We start from the raw sequence: 18,796 nt of genomic DNA on the forward strand, positions 1-18,796 counted from the left end.
CCGCTTCTGGGCGAGCACACGGTGGAGATCCTGCGCGACGTGCTGGGCTACGACGGCGAGGACCTGCAGGCGGTGCTTGACAGCGGCGCCGTGGGCGACCCGCAGAAAACCGCGGCGGAGTAGTAAAGGAAAGACCGGGAGCGTGCGGGCCAAGTCCGCACCTGCCGGACCCAAGGGAGGAAGAAAATGCGATTGATCGTCATGGGGCAGCAAGCCTTCGGCAAGGATGCGCTGGCCAAGATCATCGAGACCGGAACCGACGAGGTCGTGGCCGTGTATTGTGAGCCCGACCGGGACGGCAAGCCGGTGGACCCGATCAAGGAGTTCGCGCTGGAAAAGGGCCTGCCCGTCGAGCAGCCCGCGAATTTCGACGATGCAGCAACACTTGAAACACTGGCGAAATTCGATGCCGACCTCATGGTCATGGCCTTCGTCAACGTCTTCGTGCCCGAGGCGGCGCGGGATACGCCCAAGCACGGCTCGATCTGTTTCCACCCGTCGCTTCTGCCGCTGCATCGCGGCCCCAGCGCGGTCAACTGGCCCATCATCATGGGCTCGGACAAGTCGGGCTTCAGCTGGTTCTACCCGTCCGACGGGCTGGACGAAGGCGACAGCCTGATGCAGTGGGAATGCGAGATCGGCCCCGACGACACGGTGATCGACCTCTATTTCAAGAAAATCTACCCGGCGGCGGTGGACAGCGTGCTGGAGGTCTGCGACCTCTTCCGCGCCGGCAATCCGCCGCATATCGTGCCGGACGAGGATGAGGCCACCTACGAGCGCCGCTGCACCGCGCGGCACTCGGAAATCTGCTGGCACCGTCCGGTGGGGCAGGTCTATGATCTCATCCGCGGCACCAACCCCGCGCCCGGCGCCTGGACCACCTACAAGGGGGCCAAGCTGGGGATTTTCGACAGTGCCCGCGCCTCCGGCGATGGCATTTCGGGCCGCGTCCGCGCCATCACCGACGACGGCATCGAGGTGCAATGCGTCGGCGGCCGTATCCTGGTCAAACGAGTACGCCCCGAGGGCGGGGACAAGACACCCGCCGCCCAGTGGGCATCCGAGGTCGGCCTTGAGGTCGGCGAAGAATTTCCAAGCTGAAACGCGACAAAGGAACCTACCATGAGCCACAAATCAGACATCGAGATTGCGCGTGCGGCGTCGAAGAAGCCGATCCAGGAGATTGGCGACAAGCTTGGGATACCGTCCGAGCACCTGCTGCCCTACGGGCATGACAAGGCGAAGGTGAGCCAGGAGTATATCAACTCGGTGAAGGGCAACGAGAACGGCAAGCTGATTCTCGTGACCGCGATCAACCCGACGCCGGCGGGCGAGGGCAAGACCACCACCACCGTTGGTCTGGGCGACGGTCTGAACCACATCGGCAAGAAGGCGATGATCTGCATCCGCGAGGCCTCGCTGGGGCCGAACTTCGGGATGAAGGGCGGCGCCGCGGGCGGCGGCTATGCCCAGGTGGTGCCGATGGAGGACATGAACCTGCACTTCACCGGCGACTTCCACGCGATCACCTCGGCCCATGCGCTCTTGAGCGCGATGATCGACAACCACGTCTACTGGGGCAACGACGCCGAGATCGACACCCGCCGGATCGTCTGGCGCCGGGTCGTTGACATGAACGACCGCAGCTTGCGCCAGATCACGTCGTCGCTGGGCGGTGTCGCCAACGGCTTTGCCCGCGAGGACGGGTTCGACATCACCGTGGCCTCGGAAGTGATGGCGATCCTCTGCCTGGCGAGTGACCTCAAGGACCTCGAGGAGCGGCTGGGCGCGATGATCGTGGCCTATCGCCGCGACCGCAGCCCGGTTTTCTGCCGCGATATCAAGGCCGAGGGCGCGATGACCGTCCTGCTGAAGGACGCGATGCAGCCCAACCTGGTGCAGACGCTGGAGAACAACCCGGCCTTCGTGCATGGCGGGCCGTTCGCCAATATCGCGCATGGCTGCAACTCGGTCATCGCCACGACGACGGCGCTGAAGATCGCCGATTACGTGGTGACCGAGGCCGGCTTCGGCGCCGACCTGGGCGCTGAGAAGTTCATGAACATCAAGTGCCGCAAGGCCGGGATCGCGCCGTCGGCGGTGGTGATCGTGGCCACGGTGCGGGCGATGAAGATGAACGGCGGCGTGGCCAAGGCCGACCTGGGCGCCGAGAACGTGGACGCGGTCAAGGCGGGCTGCCCGAACCTGGGCCGGCATATCGAGAACGTCAAATCCTTCGGTGTCCCGGTGGTGGTGGCGATCAACCACTTCGTGACCGACACCGATGCCGAGGTGCAGGCGGTGAAGGACTTCGTGGCCGAGAACGGCGCCGAGGCGGTGCTGAGCCGCCACTGGGAGCTGGGCTCGGAAGGCTCTGCTGACCTGGCGAAGAAGGTGGTGGAGGTGATCGAGAAGGGCGAGGCGGACTTCAAGCCGATCTACCCCGACGAGATGGGTCTCTTCGAGAAGGTCGAGACCATCGCCAGGAAGATCTACCGCGCCGACGAGGTGATCGCGGACAAGAAGATCCGCGACCAGCTGAAGAGCTGGGAAGATCAGGGCTACGGCAACCTGCCGGTCTGCATGGCGAAGACCCAGTACAGCTTCTCGACCGATCCGACCCAGCGCGGCGCGCCCACGGGCCACTCGGTCCCGGTACGCGAAGTGCGGCTCTCGGCCGGTGCGGGCTTCGTCGTGGTGGTCTGCGGCGAGATCATGACCATGCCCGGCCTGCCCAGCCGGCCGGCGTCGGAATCCATTCGCCTGAACGACCAGGGCGAGATCGAAGGGTTGTTCTGAGCCATGGCTTACGACTCCATCCACAGCATCATGCTTCCGGTGCGGGGCGACGGCAAAGGCGACAACGTCTTTGCCCACGCCGCCGCCCTGGCGCGGCGCTTCGGCGCCCGGGTCCGCGTGGTGCATTGCCATCCCAAGACCGAGGACCTGATGCCTTACGGCGTCGTGATCCCGACCATGCTGCGCCGCCAGATCGAGGATGCGGCCAATGCCAATGCCGATGTGACCCGGGACCAACTCTACGGTGAGTTCGAGAAGCAAGCCAGGAAACTCGGGCTCGAGATCGCCGATCACGAGATGGACAAGCCCACGACCCGGTTCATCGAGTACGAGGGCAAGCAGGTCGATGCGGTGCAAAGATACGGTCGCCTGTGCGACCTTGTCTGCGTGGCCAAACCGGACCAGAAGATGAACCTCGGCGTCAACACCTTGAAATCGGCGTTGTTTTCTTCGGGCCGTCCAGTGATGATGTGCCCCGACCAGGACGTTGCAGACGCGGGTTTCGCGGATCACGTCACCATCGGCTGGAACGGATCGCTCGAGGCGACACGCGCCGTGGCGATGGCGATGCCGATCATTTCCAACGCCAAGAAGGTCACGATCCTGCATACCGGCGACAGCCCCAAGGACGAGCATCCCGGGGCGGACCAGTTGCAGCGCTATCTCGAACTGCGCGGCGTCGCGTCCGACATCCGGCTCTTCAAGGCCGAGGGGCGCAACGTCGGCCGGCAGCTTTTGTCGGAAACCCGCGCCGCGGGCGCCGGGATGCTGATCATCGGCGCCTATCACGACAGTTACGAACGGGAATCCCTGTTCGGTGGCAACTCGCAAGTCGTTGTCGCCGAGGCGGATTTCCCGGTCATCATGGTTCATTGAGGAGAGAGGGGAGGCTCGACGAAGACTGAGCAGACGACCAGGAATGGGGCAAGCGCCAAACACGTCAAGAATGCACGCGCACCAGCCCTGACACACATGGAGACCATAGGGAGGATAACCATGAATACCTTTAAGCTACTTGTTGCAAGTGCGTCCGCACTGGCATTGACGGCGCCGGCCGCGCTGGCGGAATGGCAGCCGAAAAAGCCGGTCGAGTTCATCATCATGGCCGGCACCGGCGGCGGGGCGGACCAGATCGCGCGGCTGCTGCAGGGCCTTATTCAGAAAAAGGACCTGAGCCCGCGCCCCTTCATCCCGATCAACAAGCCGGGTGGGTCGGGCGCCGAGGCGCTGCGCTACATGCAGGACAAGGCGGGCGACAACCACACCGTCATGATGACGCTGAACAGCTTCTACACCACGCCGATCATCCAGGAGGATCTCGGCATCGACGTGACCGAGTTCACGCCGATCGGCCTGATGGCGATGGACACGTTCCTGCTGTGGGTCAACACCGACCGCGAGGACATCACCGATCTCGACAGCTTCAACAAGGTCGTGTCCGAGGCCGGCAAGGACTGGAAGGTCGGCGGCACCGGGTCGGGCCAGGAAGACAGCGTTCTGACCGCGATGATGGAAGCCGAGTTCGGCTATGACGTGACCTATATCCCGTTCCCGGGCGGTGGCACGGTGGCCAAGAACCTCGTGGGCAACCAGATCGACAGCACGGTGAACAACCCCGCCGAGCAGATGGAGTTCTGGCGCGCGGGCAACACCAAGCCGCTGGTCCAATTCTCGGCCGAACGCATGCCGGCCTTCCCGGACGTGCCGACGGCCAAGGAACTGGGCGTGGAGATCGAGTATTACATGCAACGCTCCGTGAACGGCCCGCCGGACATGGATCCCGAGGCTGTCGAGTGGTACACCAACCTGTTCCAGGAACTGTTCGACAGCGAGGAATGGCAGGCGTTCTGCAAGTCCGACGGCCTGACCTGCGACACGATGATGAAGGGCGAGGACCTCGCCACGTTCCACGAGAACCAGAAGGTCGCGCATGAAAAGCTGATCGAGAAGGTCGGCGCGGGTGCGATCACCGGCGAGTAAGCCAATCCTGAAAACGGCAGGGCCCGGACACATCGGGCCCTGCACCTGGATGCCTGACGATCCGGGCGCGGGCAAGTTGGTCCGGCAGGGACACGCCCCCTCGAAAGATCGCAAACGATTTATACGGAGCCAAAGAGAATGACGGTCCGGACAGCGGAACTCCTGATGGCGATCGTGACCCTGCTGGTGTCACTCGGCCTGATGTTAAACGTATACACAGACGACCTAAGTATCGGCTGGGTCAGGGGCAGGGGTCCCGGTGCCGGCATGTGGCCGTTCTGGTTGTCGGCGGGCATGGCACTGGCCTCCGTCGCCACCCTCGTGCGATGGGCGCAGAAAAAGACGCCCGAGTCGCGCAACACCGATCCCTACATATCCAGAGACACGATCTTTCTCGTGTCGATCTCGGCGGGGTCGGTTCTCGGGTTGCTGATCATGATGACGTTCATCGGCACCTACCTGGCGCTGGTCGTCTTCATGCTGTTCTTCGTGCGCTTCATGGGGCGGCATTCGTGGCCGATGACCCTGGGCTTCGCGATCGGCACGCCGATCTTCGTCTACCTGCTCTTCGAGGTGGCGTTGACGAAGTACCTGCCGAAGGGTCTGCCGATCTTCGAGGACGCATTCCTCTGGGTCGACAACTTCCGCTACGAATGGTTCTACTGAGAGGTCTGACGACAAATGGAAACGGTACTTGTATCCCTAGGGTCAGGCCTTCTTGAGGCGTTCCAGCCTCTGAACCTGATGATGATTTTCGCGGGCTGCCTTGCCGGGCTGTTCGTGGGCTGCATGCCGGGCCTCGGCTCGGTCAACGGGGTGGCGATCCTGCTGCCCATCACCTTCCTGGTGCCGCCGACGACGGCGATCATCTTTCTTGCCGCGCTTTATTACGGCGCGATGTACGGGGGGGCGATCAGTTCGATAACGTTGGGCATTCCAGGGGCCTCGACGGCCGTGGCGACGGTGTTCGACGGGCGACCCATGGCCCAGCAGGGCAAGGCCGACCAGGCGCTTATGGCCGCGGCCATCGCGTCGTTCATCGGCGGCACGGTCTCGATCATCCTCTTCACGCTCTTCGCGCCGCCCCTGGCCGCCTTCGCGCTGAAGTTCGGCCCGCAGGAGGAGTTCGCCCTGATGCTCTTGGCCTTCGCCACCTTCATCGGGCTGGGCGGGGACGACATACCCAAGACGATCTTCTCGATCCTTCTGGGTCTCGTGCTGGCCGCGGTGGGCTTCGACATCATCTCGGGCAGCCCGCGCCTGATCTTCTTCGACATGGTCGAATTCCAGCGCGGCATCGGCTTCCTGGTTCTGGCAATCGGCATCTACGGGATCGGCGAGATGCTCTGGACGCTGGAAACCACCAGCGGCAAGGTCCAGATGCACAACGTCAAGATCTCGATGTCGCGCATGAAGGAGAACTTCAAGCAGATCCGCCAGTACATCAACTCGACCTGGGTGGGCTCGTTCCTGGGCTTCTTCGTGGGCACGCTGCCCGCGGCGGGGGCCACCCCGGCGGCGCTGATGTCCTACGGTCTCAGCAAGACGTTCTCGAAGGATCCCGACAGCTTCGGCAAGGGTAACGTGGCCGGTGTGGCCGCGCCTGAATCGGCCAACAACGCGGCCTCGACCGGCTCGATGCTGCCGATGATCACGCTGGGCATTCCCGGCTCGCCCACCACGGCGATCCTGCTGGGCGGCATGATCATCTGGGGCCTGCGCCCCGGGCCGCTCCTGTTCACCGAAAGCCCCGATTTCGTCTGGGGCCTGATCGGGTCGATGTACGTGGCAAACGCGGTGACGGTGGTGCTGAACATCGCTCTGATCCCGGTCTTCATCCGGGTGCTGGCGATGCCCTTCACCCTGCTGACGCCGATCATCTTCACGCTCTGCGTGCTGGGGGTCTTCGCCACGACGGACCGGATGTTCGACACCTGGATCATGCTGATCATCGGCATCGTGGGGTACCTGATGCGCAAGCTGAACTACCCGGTGGCGCCGGCGGTTCTGGCCATCGTGCTGGGGCCGCTGGCCGAACGCTCGCTGCGCCAGTCGCTGATCTCCGCCCAAGGCGACGCGACCACCTTCATCACGCGCCCGATCTCGCTGGTCTGCATCTGCCTGGCGCTGGCGCTGGTGCTCTTCCCGGTGGTGCAGCGCATCCTGCGCAAGCGCAAGAAGGCGGCGGAAAGCCGGGCCTGATACGGGCCTGATACGGGCCACGCATCTTACCGCACCGCCCAACGCCTGCCCCCTGATCTCCCGGGGGGCAGGCTTTTTCGTGGCTTCAGCTTTCGTAACGGGTCGAGCCGCGCCGGTTGGCGTCGATCGGCAGGTTGATGAACAACGGCTGGTGCGCGCGCTGCGAACAGGCCTGCCGCGGGCAAAGCTGACAGTTGATGCCGATCGGCTGATAGAGCGTCGGGTCGTCGATCTTGAAGCTGGCGGCATAGCGGATGCGATGCGCATGACGGGCCTCGCAGCCCAGGGTCAGCGTCAGGCGGCGGTCCTGGGTTTCGGCACTGAAGACGGGGCGATGCACTGTCCGGCTGATCGAAAAGAACTGCTGCCCGTCCGGCATCTCGACGAATTGCGGAAAGATCACACCGGGCACCGAGAAGGCGGCATGCACGTTCCATACCGGGCAGGCCCCGCCATACTCGGCCAGGTCGAACGAGGTGGCGTTGAACCGCTTGGTCACGTTGCCAGCCCGGTCCAGCCGCAGCAGGAAGAACGGAATGCCCTGCGCCTTGTCGCGCTGCATGGTCGTCAGGCGGTGGCAGGCCTGCTCGAAAGTCACGCCGAACGCGAGCGCGATGCGGTCGATGTCATAGCCTGTCTCCTCGGCGGTGTTCAGAAACGGCTCGTAGGGCATCAGGAAAGCGGCGGCGAAATAATTGCCAAGCTCGACCTCCAGCCGGGGCTGAACCCGTTCGGGATCGGTCTGCGCTTTGCGCGCCATCTTGGCGATCATCCGCCCCTCGGTCAGAAAGGCCAGGACATGCGCCATCTGGAACGCGCGGTTCTCGGTATTGAGCGCCTGTGACAGCAACAGCGTGCGGCTGCTGTCATCGTAGATGCGCAGCGACTCGCCCATTTCCTCCAGTGGCCGCACCTCCACCGACACCCCGTGGTGTTTCTGCAGGCCCGCGCGCAGATCGACAAACAGCGATTCCGGCGCGGCGGGGATCGCCCGGCGCGCATTTTCCGCGGCCACCTCCAGCACGGCGAAGTAATTGCTGTTCTTGCGGAAAATATCGTGAATCGCGTTCTCGGGCGAGGCGTGAAGCATCTCTTCGTCCCGACCATCCATGCCACCGCGCATGATGATGCGAAGGGCGGCGCGATGCGCCCGGTGCAATTGCAGGAAATGATCGACAAAAGCCGGCGCACGGTCGATGGCGCTGCGCAGCTCCTGGATGTCGGGGGCCGCGCCTTCCAGCGTGGTGTCGCCGAATGCGTTGCGCAGATCGGCCAGCACATGGGCGCTGTTGTCTTTCGTCAATTCCTTGACGTCCACGTCGAACGTCTCGGAAATCGCCAGAAGCATCTTGACCGACAGGCTTCTCTGGTTGTTTTCCAACAGGTTCACGTAGGCGGGGCTGATCCCCAGACGTTCGGCGACGTCCGCCTGCGTCAGGTCGCGGGCGATGCGCAGCTGGCGCAGCTTCGGGCCGATAAAGGTCTTTGCCATGGCAGGAACTTTACAAGATTACAGATAGAGCAGTTGTAATCATTATCAATAACACATTTACACGAATTTTGTAGAAGAATCTGCGCACGCAATTATCTTGCGTGATGAAATGACAAGGAGATTTCATCATGGCTCGCAAGGTTCTGATTCTGGGGGCATCCTACGGCTCGCTCTTGGGCACCAAACTGTTGATGGCCGGCCAGGACGTGACGCTGGTCTGTCGCCAGGCGACGGCGGACATCATCAACGAACAGGGCACCGAAGTCCGTATCAAGCTGCGTGACGAGGATGAGCACCGCGCCTTCAAGTCGGGTGACCTTCCGGGCACGCTCGATGCCAAGGCGCCGGGCGACGTGACCCCCGAGGACTATGACCTCGTGGCCCTCGCCATGTCCGAGCCGCAATATGGGAACGCCGAGATCACAAGGCTGATGAAGCGGATCGCGGCGTCCGGGCGGCCGTGCCTCTCGATCATGAACATGCCGCCGCTGCCTTACCTCAAGCGGATCGAGGGCCTGGACGCCGAGGCGCTGCGCCCGGCCTTCAACAGCATCGAGCCGTGGGAGGATTTCAAGCCCGGCCTCGTGTCGCTCTGCAGCCCCGATCCGCAGGCGTTCCGCCCGCCCGAGGAAGGCCCGAACGTCCTGCATGTGGGTCTGCCCACCAACTTCAAGGCCGCGCCGTTCGAGGATCCGGCCCACACCGCGATGGTGCGGGAACTGGAAGAGGCGATCGAGGCCGTGCGTGTCGACGGCAAGGACGTCCCGGTCAAGCTGCGCCTCTTCGATTCCCTGTTCGTGCCCTTCGCCAAGTGGGCCATGCTGCTGACCGGCAACTACCGCTGCGTCCAGCGCGACGGCGTTCGCCCCATCAAGGAAGCGGTGCATGGCGACCTGCTGGAATCGCAGTCGATCTACAGCAAGATCTGCGATCTTGTCATGCAACTCGGCGCGGACGAGGACGACCAGGTGCCGTTCGAGAAATATGCCAGCGCCGCCAATGGCCTGCTGAAGCCGTCCTCGGCGGCCAGGGCCATCGACAGCGGTGCGGACTCGATCGAACGGGTCGACATGCTGGTGAAACTGATCGCCGACCAGAAAGGCAAGCCCATGGTCGAGGCGGATGAAACCGTCTCGATCATCGACGCCCGCCTGGAAGAGAACCGCAAGAAAGCCGCGGCCTGAACGCCTGACGGTGCTTTGACGATTTCGGCCCGGTCCGCGCCACGCGCGGGCCGGGTCTTTTCATGCGCTCGCACGCCCGCCGCCGCTGACGCGGACGCCGCGGCCCGGCGAGCGCCGGCGATGTCCTGCCCCTTGGGCCACTTGTTTCCGCCAGTCGCGCCAATTGAGGTTGCGTTCGGCGTGCCGCATCCCCCATCCTGCGGGGCACGCGGGCACCGGCGCAGTCCGGCCGGGTCCCCGCGTGCAACAGCAAGAGGAGTGCAGACTTGGCCTTCGCCCTGTCGAACATACTGGCGGCCCGGAAGACCATCGCCGGCATCGCCGACGCCACGCCTTTCGTGCCGTCGCCTTTCATGACCGAAAAGACGGGCACCGAGTTCCTGATGAAGCTCGAAAACATGCAGCCCATCGGCGCGTTCAAGCTGCGCGGCGCGGTGAACGCGGTGATGAACCTGCCCGAGGACGTCGCCGGCGTGACCTGCTGTTCGACCGGCAACCACGGGCGCGGCGTGGCCTATGCGGCCGCGCATCGCGGTCTGCGGGCGGTGATCTGCATGTCGAGCCTGGTGCCCCGGGCCAAGGTCGACGGCATCCGCGCGCTGGGGGCCGAGGTGCAGATCTGCGGCAAGAGCCAGGACGACGCGCTGGCCGAAAGTCTGCGACTGGTCGACAGCGACGGCCTGGTCGAGATTTCGCCTTTCGACGACCCGCACGTGATCGCGGGGCAGGGGACAATCGGGCTGGAGATGCTCCAGGCCCGCCCGGACCTGGGCACCATCCTCGTGCCGCTTTCGGGCGGCGGGCTGGCCGCCGGGGTCGCGGTTGCGGCCAAGGCGATCAACCCGCAGATCAGGGTGATCGGCATTAGCATGGACCGCGGCGCGGCCATGCACGCCTCGGTCGCCGCCGGTCACCCGGTCGAGGTCGAGGAGGTCGCCAGCCTCGCCGACAGCCTTGGCGGCGGGATCGGCATGGACAACAAGCTGTCCTTCGCACTCTGCCGCGATCACCTGGACGACATCGTGCTTGTCACCGAGGAAGAGATCTACCACGCCATGCAGGTGCTGTTCTACGAGGACCGCATCGTAGCCGAAGGCGCCTGCGTCGTCGGCATTGCGGCGCTCCTGTCGGGCAAGCTGTCAGCGCTGCCGGGGCCCATCGGCACGATCATCACGGGCCGCAACCTCGATATGGGCATGTTCCACCGGATCATGGCGGGCGAGGATATCCAGCTTGGCGACACCATGGTGAAAGGACGCGCCTATGGCACATGAGATCCAGATCGTGACAGAGGCGGAACTGCGCGCCGCCATTCAATTGGACGTGGAGATGGTGGATGTCGTCGAACGCGCCTTCGCCGCCCTTGCCGGGGGCGAGGTGGTGATGCCGCCGATCCTGTCCATGGACCTGCCTCAGGCCAATGCCGAGGTCGATGTGAAAACCGCCTATATCCCCGGATTCGACGGCTTCGCCATTAAGGTCAGCCCGGGCTTCTTCGACAATCCCAAGCTGGGGCTGTCCAGCCTGAACGGCCTGATGATCCTCTTTTCGGCCAAGACCGGGCTGGTCGAGGCGGTCTATCTCGACAACGGTTACCTCACCGATATCCGCACCGCTGCCGCGGGCGCCGTGGCCGCGCGGCACCTTGCGCCGGAAACGGTCGACACGGCGGGCGTCATCGGCACCGGCGTGCAGGCACGGCTGCAAATTCAGGCCGCGCATCTGGTGCGACCGTTCAAGCGCGTCCTGGTCCACGGGCGCGACCCGGCCAAGGCTGCCGCCTGCGCCCAGGAGCTCGCGCAGACCCTTGGCATCGCGGCCGAAGCGGTCGCCGATCCCGCCGCGCTCGTGGCCGACAGCCAGCTTGTCGTCACCACCACGCCCGCCCGCACGCCCGTACTGATGGCCGACTGGCTGCACCCCGGCCTGCACATCACCGCCATGGGCTCCGACCAGGAGGGCAAGAACGAGATCGACCCGGCGGCGCTGGCCGCAGCGGATCTCTACGTCTGCGACCGGGTCAGCCAGTGCCAGACCAGCGGCGAGCTGGAGGCCGCCCGTGCCGCGGGCGTATTGACCGACGTGACCCCGCCCGAACTGGGCGAAATCATTGCCGGCACCGCCACGGGCCGCAGAACCCCCGAAGACGTCACGATCTGCGACCTCACCGGCACCGGCGCGCAGGACACCGCCATCGCCAGCCATGTCCGCGCCGCCTTGCCGGATACCGGCACGCGCATCGAGACCTGACCATGACCCGCCTCGACGCGCGCGACATCGAAATCCTGAAGGTCCTGGCCGAGGATGGGCGGATCACCAAGTCCAGGCTGGCCGAGCGCGTAGGCCTGTCCGCATCACCCTGCTGGGAGCGGCTGAAACGTCTGGAGAAGGAAGGGCTGATCGAGGGCTACCGCGCCGAGATCGCGCTGCGGAAACTCGGGCCGCACGTGACCGTGTTCGTGGCAGTGGAACTGACCGATCATACCGCCGCGACCTTCCGCATTTTCGAGGATGCCGTGCAGCAATATTCCCAGATCGTCGCGTGCTGGGGCATCGGCGGGGGCTATGACTACCTGATGCAGATCGTCACCCCCGACATCAATGCCTACCAGCGGCTTGTCGACCAGATGCTCAACGACCGGATCGGGATGGCGCGGTATTTCAGCTATGTCGTGACCAAGCCGGTCAAGGGCCCGAGCGCTCCGCCATTGGATGTGATTCTGGGCCGGCAGTAGATTTTTCTGCGCTCGTCGCGGCTTGCAGAAAAATCATCTTCAAGGGTGGGGTCATTCAGGCTCACCCATTGCCCAAACCATATAAAACCTCCGCAAGTCAAAGGAGGAAACCATGCCCGACTCGTCTTTGCGACTGATCGAAGACCTGCGCCTCGTGCGCAACTTTTCCTATGTCGGCGGCAAATGGGTCGCTGCTGCCGATGGCAGCACCCTGACCGTGACCGACCCCGCCGATGGCGCCGTGGTCGGCGAGGTTGCGAGCCTTTCCGCCGAAGAAAGCGGTGATGCCGTCACCGTCGCCCAGAACGCCTTTCCCGGGTGGTCGTCCAAGCTACCGCAGGACCGCGCCGCGATCCTGCGCCGGTGGTTCGACCTGATCATCGAGAACCGCGAGGATCTGGCCCGCCTGATGGTCGCCGAACAGGGCAAGCCCCTGTCCGAGGCGCGGGGCGAAATCGACTACGCCGCGTCCTTCGTCGAATTCTACGCCGAAGAGGCCAAGCGCCCGAATATCGAGGGGGTCACCAGCCACCTCAACACCGCCGAGGTCGAGCTGTGGCTCGAACCCGTGGGCGTCGTCGCGCTGATCACGCCGTGGAACTTCCCGTCGGCCATGCTGACCCGCAAGGCCGCCGCGGCGCTTGCCGCCGGCTGCACCATCGTCGCGCATCCCAGCCACGAGACGCCGTTCTCGGCGCTGGCGCTGGCCGAACTGGCCGAACGCGCAGGCGTCGAGCCGGGCGTGTTCAACGTGGTCACGGGCCGCGCCTCGACCGTGGTGCCGCCCTGGACCGACGACTCGCGGGTGCGGGCGCTGTCCTTCACCGGCTCCACCGAGGTTGGCCGCCTGCTCTATCGCGCGTCCGCCGAGACCGTGAAGAAGCTGGTCATGGAACTGGGTGGTCATGCGCCGGTGATCGTGTTCGACGATTGCGATCTCGACCATGCCGTCGCGGAAACGATCAAGGCCAAGTTCGCCACCTCCGGTCAGGACTGCCTGGGCGCGAACCGCATCTACGTCCAGCGCGGCATCTACGATGAATTCTGCACGCGCTTCACCAACGCGACGCAGGCGCTGACGATCGGCGTCGGCATGGATGATTGCGACCTCGGACCGCTGATGAACGAAGGTGCCGTGGCCAAGCAGGAGGCGCATGTCGCCGACGCGCTGGAGAAGGGCGCGAAACTGGCCTGCGGCGGCAAACGCAACCCGCTCGGGCGGCTGTTCTATGACGCGACCGTGCTGACTGACGTGCCCGACGAGGCCGAGATCATGCGCGAGGAAACCTTCGGACCCGTCGCACCGATCACGCCGTTCGAAACCGAGGACGAGGCCATCCGCCGCGCCAATGACACCGAATACGGCCTAGTCGCCTATGTCCACGCCCACGACCCCCGCCGCATCTACCGGCTCAGCCGCGCGCTGCAATTCGGCATGGTCGCCGTCAACCGCACCAAGGTCACCGGCGCGCCGATCCCGTTCGGCGGGGTCAAGCAATCCGGCCTTGGCCGCGAGGGTGCGCGAAAGGGCATGGAAGAGTTCATGGAAATCAAATACGTCTGCCGCGATTGGGGCTAAGGAGATAACAATGCTTAAGAACGATCAACTCGACCAGTGGGACCGCGAGAACTTTTTCCATCCCTCGACCCACCTGGCGGAATTCGCCCGCGGTGAAGCGCCGCAGCGCATCGTGACCGGCGGCTCCGGCTGTCATATCGAGGACCGCGACGGCAACCGCCTGCTCGACGCCTTTGCCGGACTCTACTGCGTGAACGTCGGCTATGGCCGGCCCGAGATTGCCGACGCCATCGCGGAACAGGCGCGCGAGCTGGCCTATTACCACGCCTATGTCGGCCACGGCACCGAGGCCGCGATCACGCTGGCCAAGATGGTGCTGGACCGCGCGCCGGACCACATGTCGAAGGTCTATTTCGGCCTCAGCGGCTCGGACGCGAACGAGACCAACATCAAGCTGGTCTGGTACTACAACAACATCCGCGGGCTTCCGCAGAAGAAGAAGATCATCTCGCGCTGGCGCGGCTATCACGGCTCGGGCCTGATGACCGGCTCGCTGACCGGCCTGCACCTCTTCCACCAGAAGTTCGACCTGCCGCTGGCGCAGGTGCTGCACACCGAGGCGCCCTATTACTATCGCCGCGCCGACGTGAACCAGACCGAGGAACAGTTCGTCGCCCATTGCGTGGCCGAGCTGGAGGCGCTGATCGAACGCGAGGGAGCCGACACCATCGGCGCCTTCATCGGCGAACCCGCGCTGGGCACCGGCGGCCTCGTGCCTCCGCCCGCAGGCTACTGGGCCGCGATCCAGGACGTGCTGGCCAAGCATGACATCCTGCTCATCGCCGACGAGGTCGTCACCGGCTTTGGCCGCCTGGGCAGCATGATGGGCTCCGACCACTACGGCATCAAGCCGGACATCATCACCATCGCCAAGGGCCTCACCTCGGCCTATGCGCCCCTGTCCGGCTCCATCGTGTCCGACAAGGTCTGGAAGGTGCTGGAACAGGGCACCGACGAGAACGGCCCCATCGGCCACGGCTGGACCTACTCGGCGCACCCGATCGGGGCCGCCGCCGGTGTCGCCAACCTCAAGCTGATCGACGAGTTGAACCTCGTGCAGAATGCGGGCGAGGTTGGTGCCTACTTCAAGAAGGCGCTGACCGAGGCCGTGGGCGACCATGCGAATGTCGGCGAAGTGCGCGGCGAGGGCCTGCTTTGCGCCGTGGAATTCGTCAAGGACCGCGACGACCGCGTGTTCTTCGACGCCTCCGAGAAGGTCGGCGCACGGCTGGCCGGTGAACTGGTCAAGGAAGGCGTGATTTCCCGCGCCATGCCGCAGGGCGATATCCTCGGCTTCGCGCCGCCCTTCTGCATGACCCGCGAAGAGGCTGACGAAGTGGCCACCAAGCTGGGCAAGGTCGTGAAGTCCGTGCTGGGCTAAGCCCGCCCCGACGCAGACAAGAAAGGCCGCGCCATCCCGGCGCGGCCTTTTCGTGTTCACCGCTGTTTCACTACTCCGCCGGCGCGAACCCGGTGATCAGCTGCTTCAATCCCAGCGCCGCCCCGGCGAATATCGCCAGAAACGCCACCGGCGCGGAAAAGGCCAGCACCGAAAAGGCCGAAACTCCCTGTCCGATGCTGCACCCCACCGCCAGGATCGCGCCCGGACCCATCAGGGCCGCACCCAGGATCTGGCGCTTCAACTCGCGCGGATCCTCGCAGGCTTCCCACCGGAAATGCCCCTTGAAGCACGAGCCGATGAAGGCGCCCACCACGACGCCCAGCACCGAGCCCACGCTGAATGACAGGCTGTTGCCCGAGGCGGTCATCGCGTAATAGATCGTGTCGCCGATGGGCGCGGCAAAGGAATGCGTCTCGATCGGTTCGGCCTCGAACCCCGTCATGGCCACCCAATAGGTGCCGACCCATCCCAGGATCACGGCGCACCCGACGACAGCGGCCCAGAACACCATGCCGGGCGAGCGCAGCATCCGGGCGCTGGCCAGCGAGACTACCAGGATACCGCCTCCAAGCACTAGGCCGCTCAGCGCGGGGCCAATGCCCAGCTGCGCCTGGGCCAGCTGGCTGAAGCCCTGGGGCGACCTCGCCCCTTCCTCGACCGTGAACAGCCAGACGCGCAAATGCGCAAGCGGGCCGGACATCACCAGATAGGCCGACAGCCCCATCACGATCACGATGACAAAGGACCGCAAGTCGCCGCCTCCCAGCCGCGCCAGCGCGCCGTAGCCGCAATTGCCCGACAGCGCCATGCCATAGCCGAACATCAGCCCGCCCACGATAGTCGCCAAGGGGTTCCAGACCCGGTCCAGATAGGCGGTGGCGGTGCCGTCCATATGGCCCCCGGCCATGGCGAAATGCGTGCCGATGATCGCCACGCCGATGGCGATGCCCCACATGCGGATGCGCCGGTCGTCCGAGGAATAAAGCACGTCCTCGATCGCGCCCAGGGTGCAGAATCGTCCCAGGCGCGCGGCCAGCCCCAAGGCCAGGCCGCCCAATAGCCCGATCAACGCCGCGCTATTTGCTTCGCCCAGTACGTCAAGCATCTTGGTTCCCGTAGTGCGACCGGAACCTCTCCTCAATCCCGGTCAGTCTTCCCTGCAAAAGAGGTCATAGACGACTTCCATGATTTGCCTCGGCCTGTCGTCTGTCAAGCTGTAGTAGATCGCCTTGCCCTCGCGTCGCGGCGTCACCAGTCCCTCCAGCCGAAGCCGGGTCAACTGCTGCGACACCGCCGCCTGGCGCGCCGAAAGCAGGTCCTCCAGTTCGGTCACCGACTTCTCGCCCGAGGCCAGATGGCACAGGATCATCAGCCGGCCCTCGTGGCTGATCGCCTTGAGGAAATTCGACGCCCGCTGGGCGTTCTTCATCATCTTTTCCATGTCCTCGGCGCACATGTTGGCGTCAAGGACCGGCAGCCGCGTTTCAGGCTCGGATGCGTCGGGGGAATTCTGGGGATCGAGTGTCATGGGGTTCGTCAGCCTGTCTTGTCGAGGTCGATGCGCGCGTCTTCCAGCATCTTGCCGAGCAGACCCCAGAAAAAATCCTCTCCGGGATATCCTTCGATCCGGCCCAGCTCGGTGCCGTCCCGGACGAGGATGAATGTCGGCGTAAATCGGACGCGCCGGACGAATTCGACATCCGGCGTCTCGTCGTATAGCTCGTAGCGGCGCAACGGCGCCGCTTGTCCCTCGGGGGTTTTCGGGTACTTCGCCGAAACCTCCTTGTTCCATTGGGCGCACCAGTAGCACCCGTCTTCCTCGGCCATCAGCAGGTAGGTCTCTGCCAGCAGGGGCGCGGGAAGCCAGGTCAGGAAAACCAGCAGGAGTGCTCTGAACGCTGCCACGTGAAACTCCGATTGACGACTTGCGTAAACCCATCATAATCTAATATTTGAATATTTCAAGGAAATGCGACGGGTGAAAGAATGTTTGACGTAACGATCTACGGGGCGTTGATTGCAGGGTTGTTGTCGTTCCTTTCCCCCTGCATCCTTCCGATCGTCCCCTTCTATCTCAGCTACCTTGCCGGCGTGGGCATGAACCAGATCACGGCAGAGGCCGAGATATCCCGCGGGGTGCGTGTGCGCGCCTTTCTCGCGGCCTGCTTCTTCGCGCTCGGCGTGATCACGGTCTTCGTCGGGCTGGGCGCCTCCGCGACCGCCTTCGGCCAGCTGGTGCAGGATTATTTCGACATCCTGCGCTGGGTCGCGGCGGCGATCATCATCGCGATGGGCCTGCATTTCCTCGGCGTCGTTCGGATCGGCATCCTGTACCGCCAGTTCCGCGCGGATGCGGGCGACACCAGCAACGTGGGTCTTGCCGGCGCCTTCGTGATCGGCCTTGCCTTCGCCTTCGGCTGGACGCCCTGCGTGGGCCCCGTGCTGGCGGCGATCCTGTTCACGGCGGCGGGGCAGGAGTCCGCCTCGCAAGGCGCGCTGCTGCTTTTCGTCTACGGCCTCGGCATGACGTTGCCCTTCATCGCGGCGGCGCTCTTCATCGGCCCGTTCATGCGGTTCATGGCGCGGTTTCGCCGGCACCTCGGCCTGGTCGAAAAGATCATGGGCGCGCTGCTGATCCTGTTCGGCGTCCTGATCGCGACCAACTCGGTGAACATCATCGCCCAGTGGATGCTTGAAAACGTCCCCTGGTTCAGCACAATCGGATAAATCGGAGGACTCACCAGATGACCAGACTATTCGCTTTCGCCTTCGCGGCGCTGATCGCGCTGCCGGTCTTCGCCGCCGAGATAGGCGACGACGGCCTGCACAAGGCGCCGTGGATGCGCGACACCTTCAAGGACCTGGGCGACGACCTTGAAGAGGCGACCGCCGAGGGCAAGCGCCTGCTCGTCCTGATCGAGCAGCGCGGCTGCATCTACTGCACCAAGATGCACGAGGAGGTGTTCGTCGTCCCCGAGATCAAGCAGTTCATCGAAGAGAATTACTTCGTGGTCCAGATCAACATGTTCGGCGATGTCGAGGTCACCGATTTCGACGACGAAGCGATGCCCGAGAAAGCGGCCGTGCGCCGCTGGAATGCCATGTTCACGCCGACGATGATGTTCTTCCCCGAAGTGTCCGACGGCGAGCTGCCCGCCGACGAGCTGGCGGTGGTCACGATGCCCGGCGCGTTCGAGAAGGGGACCACCCTGAACCTGCTGCGCTGGGTCGTCGAAAAGGGCTATGAAACCGATGAACCGTTCCAGAAATACCTGGCGCGGAAACTGGCGGAATAGCCGCGTGAATTGCTGCATGCGCACGACCATCTGCCGGTTTTTTCTGCGAAAGCGAACAGATTTAAAAATTCACTTACTTGAATTTGTTGTTGCGTGAATCGGTTTTGTGTGTGCAAGTATACGC

18 protein-coding genes are annotated in these 18,796 nt (G+C 64.3%); 14 read left to right on the top strand and 4 right to left on the bottom strand.

Annotated features, from left to right (window positions below):
- The first annotated feature begins 186 nt into the window (after positions 1-186).
- From KUV49_RS05875 to KUV49_RS05900, 6 genes are all read left to right on the top strand, one after another.
- The gene (locus tag KUV49_RS05875) at positions 187-1,104 is read left to right on the top strand and encodes a methionyl-tRNA formyltransferase (protein ID WP_254701782.1); all 918 of its coding nucleotides are present in this window, start codon (positions 187-189) and stop codon (positions 1,102-1,104) included.
- 21 nt (positions 1,105-1,125) lie between these two features.
- Positions 1,126-2,802 carry a formate--tetrahydrofolate ligase gene (locus KUV49_RS05880; RefSeq protein WP_222449130.1) on the top strand — a complete coding sequence of 559 codons (1,677 nt, stop codon included), beginning with the start codon at positions 1,126-1,128 and terminating at the stop codon, positions 2,800-2,802.
- Positions 2,803-2,805: 3 nt separating this feature from the next.
- Positions 2,806-3,678 (top strand): universal stress protein, encoded by an 873-nt coding sequence (locus KUV49_RS05885; RefSeq protein WP_222449131.1) that lies wholly within the window; start codon positions 2,806-2,808, stop codon positions 3,676-3,678.
- Positions 3,679-3,798: 120 nt separating this feature from the next.
- The gene (locus KUV49_RS05890) at positions 3,799-4,782 is read left to right on the top strand and encodes a Bug family tripartite tricarboxylate transporter substrate binding protein (RefSeq protein WP_222449132.1); all 984 of its coding nucleotides are present in this window, start codon (positions 3,799-3,801) and stop codon (positions 4,780-4,782) included.
- A gap of 138 nt (positions 4,783-4,920) precedes the next feature.
- Positions 4,921-5,448: a tripartite tricarboxylate transporter TctB family protein gene (locus tag KUV49_RS05895; RefSeq protein ID WP_222449133.1), complete on the top strand. Its 528-nt coding sequence runs from the start codon at positions 4,921-4,923 to the stop codon at positions 5,446-5,448.
- Between the two features lie 78 nt (positions 5,449-5,526).
- Positions 5,527-6,984: a tripartite tricarboxylate transporter permease gene (locus KUV49_RS05900; RefSeq protein WP_261391060.1), complete on the top strand. Its 1,458-nt coding sequence runs from the start codon at positions 5,527-5,529 to the stop codon at positions 6,982-6,984.
- Between the two features lie 85 nt (positions 6,985-7,069).
- On the opposite strand, the gene KUV49_RS05905 is transcribed toward KUV49_RS05900, so the two are convergent.
- Positions 7,070-8,476 carry a short-chain fatty acyl-CoA regulator family protein gene (locus tag KUV49_RS05905; RefSeq protein ID WP_222449135.1) on the bottom strand — a complete coding sequence of 469 codons (1,407 nt, stop codon included), beginning with the start codon at positions 8,474-8,476 and terminating at the stop codon, positions 7,070-7,072.
- Between the two features lie 128 nt (positions 8,477-8,604).
- On the opposite strand from KUV49_RS05905, the gene KUV49_RS05910 reads away from it, so the two are divergent.
- From KUV49_RS05910 to KUV49_RS05935, 6 genes are all read left to right on the top strand, one after another.
- Positions 8,605-9,660, top strand: coding sequence for a ketopantoate reductase family protein (locus KUV49_RS05910; RefSeq protein ID WP_222449136.1), 1,056 nt, complete (start codon positions 8,605-8,607; stop codon positions 9,658-9,660).
- Positions 9,661-9,926: 266 nt separating this feature from the next.
- Positions 9,927-10,934 carry a hydroxyectoine utilization dehydratase EutB gene (gene eutB, locus KUV49_RS05915; protein WP_222449137.1) on the top strand — a complete coding sequence of 336 codons (1,008 nt, stop codon included), beginning with the start codon at positions 9,927-9,929 and terminating at the stop codon, positions 10,932-10,934.
- Complete coding sequence (locus tag KUV49_RS05920) at positions 10,924-11,910, top strand: cyclodeaminase (RefSeq protein WP_222449138.1); 987 nt, start codon at positions 10,924-10,926, stop codon at positions 11,908-11,910. The genes eutB and KUV49_RS05920 overlap by 11 nt, the downstream gene beginning before the upstream one ends.
- 2 nt (positions 11,911-11,912) lie before the next feature.
- Positions 11,913-12,395, top strand: a complete 483-nt coding sequence (locus tag KUV49_RS05925) for an Lrp/AsnC family transcriptional regulator (protein ID WP_222449139.1) — start codon at positions 11,913-11,915, stop codon at positions 12,393-12,395.
- Positions 12,396-12,507: 112 nt separating this feature from the next.
- Positions 12,508-13,974 carry an NAD-dependent succinate-semialdehyde dehydrogenase gene (locus tag KUV49_RS05930; protein WP_222449140.1) on the top strand — a complete coding sequence of 489 codons (1,467 nt, stop codon included), beginning with the start codon at positions 12,508-12,510 and terminating at the stop codon, positions 13,972-13,974.
- Positions 13,975-13,984: 10 nt separating this feature from the next.
- The gene (locus KUV49_RS05935) at positions 13,985-15,355 is read left to right on the top strand and encodes an aspartate aminotransferase family protein (protein WP_222449141.1); all 1,371 of its coding nucleotides are present in this window, start codon (positions 13,985-13,987) and stop codon (positions 15,353-15,355) included.
- A 70-nt stretch (positions 15,356-15,425) separates the two neighbouring features.
- Here the strand turns inward: KUV49_RS05935 and KUV49_RS05940 are convergent, their stop codons facing one another.
- The 3 genes from KUV49_RS05940 to KUV49_RS05950 form a co-directional block, all read right to left on the bottom strand.
- Positions 15,426-16,481, bottom strand: a complete 1,056-nt coding sequence (locus KUV49_RS05940) for a YeeE/YedE family protein (RefSeq protein WP_222449142.1) — start codon at positions 16,479-16,481, stop codon at positions 15,426-15,428.
- 42 nt (positions 16,482-16,523) lie between these two features.
- Positions 16,524-16,832: an ArsR/SmtB family transcription factor gene (locus KUV49_RS05945; RefSeq protein ID WP_254701854.1), complete on the bottom strand. Its 309-nt coding sequence runs from the start codon at positions 16,830-16,832 to the stop codon at positions 16,524-16,526.
- A gap of 80 nt (positions 16,833-16,912) precedes the next feature.
- A complete protein-coding gene (locus KUV49_RS05950; RefSeq protein WP_315899475.1) occupies positions 16,913-17,281 on the bottom strand; it encodes a hypothetical protein in 369 nt (122 codons plus the stop codon).
- A gap of 81 nt (positions 17,282-17,362) precedes the next feature.
- Between KUV49_RS05950 and KUV49_RS05955 the strand changes: the two genes are divergently transcribed.
- Positions 17,363-18,103, top strand: a complete 741-nt coding sequence (locus KUV49_RS05955) for a cytochrome c biogenesis CcdA family protein (RefSeq protein WP_222449143.1) — start codon at positions 17,363-17,365, stop codon at positions 18,101-18,103.
- 17 nt (positions 18,104-18,120) lie between these two features.
- Positions 18,121-18,672, top strand: coding sequence for a thioredoxin family protein (locus KUV49_RS05960; protein ID WP_222449144.1), 552 nt, complete (start codon positions 18,121-18,123; stop codon positions 18,670-18,672).
- Positions 18,673-18,796 lie beyond the last annotated feature (124 nt).

It is taken from the genome of Roseovarius atlanticus (genome assembly GCF_019802205.1).
Lineage (GTDB): Bacteria > Pseudomonadota > Alphaproteobacteria > Rhodobacterales > Rhodobacteraceae > Roseovarius > Roseovarius atlanticus_A.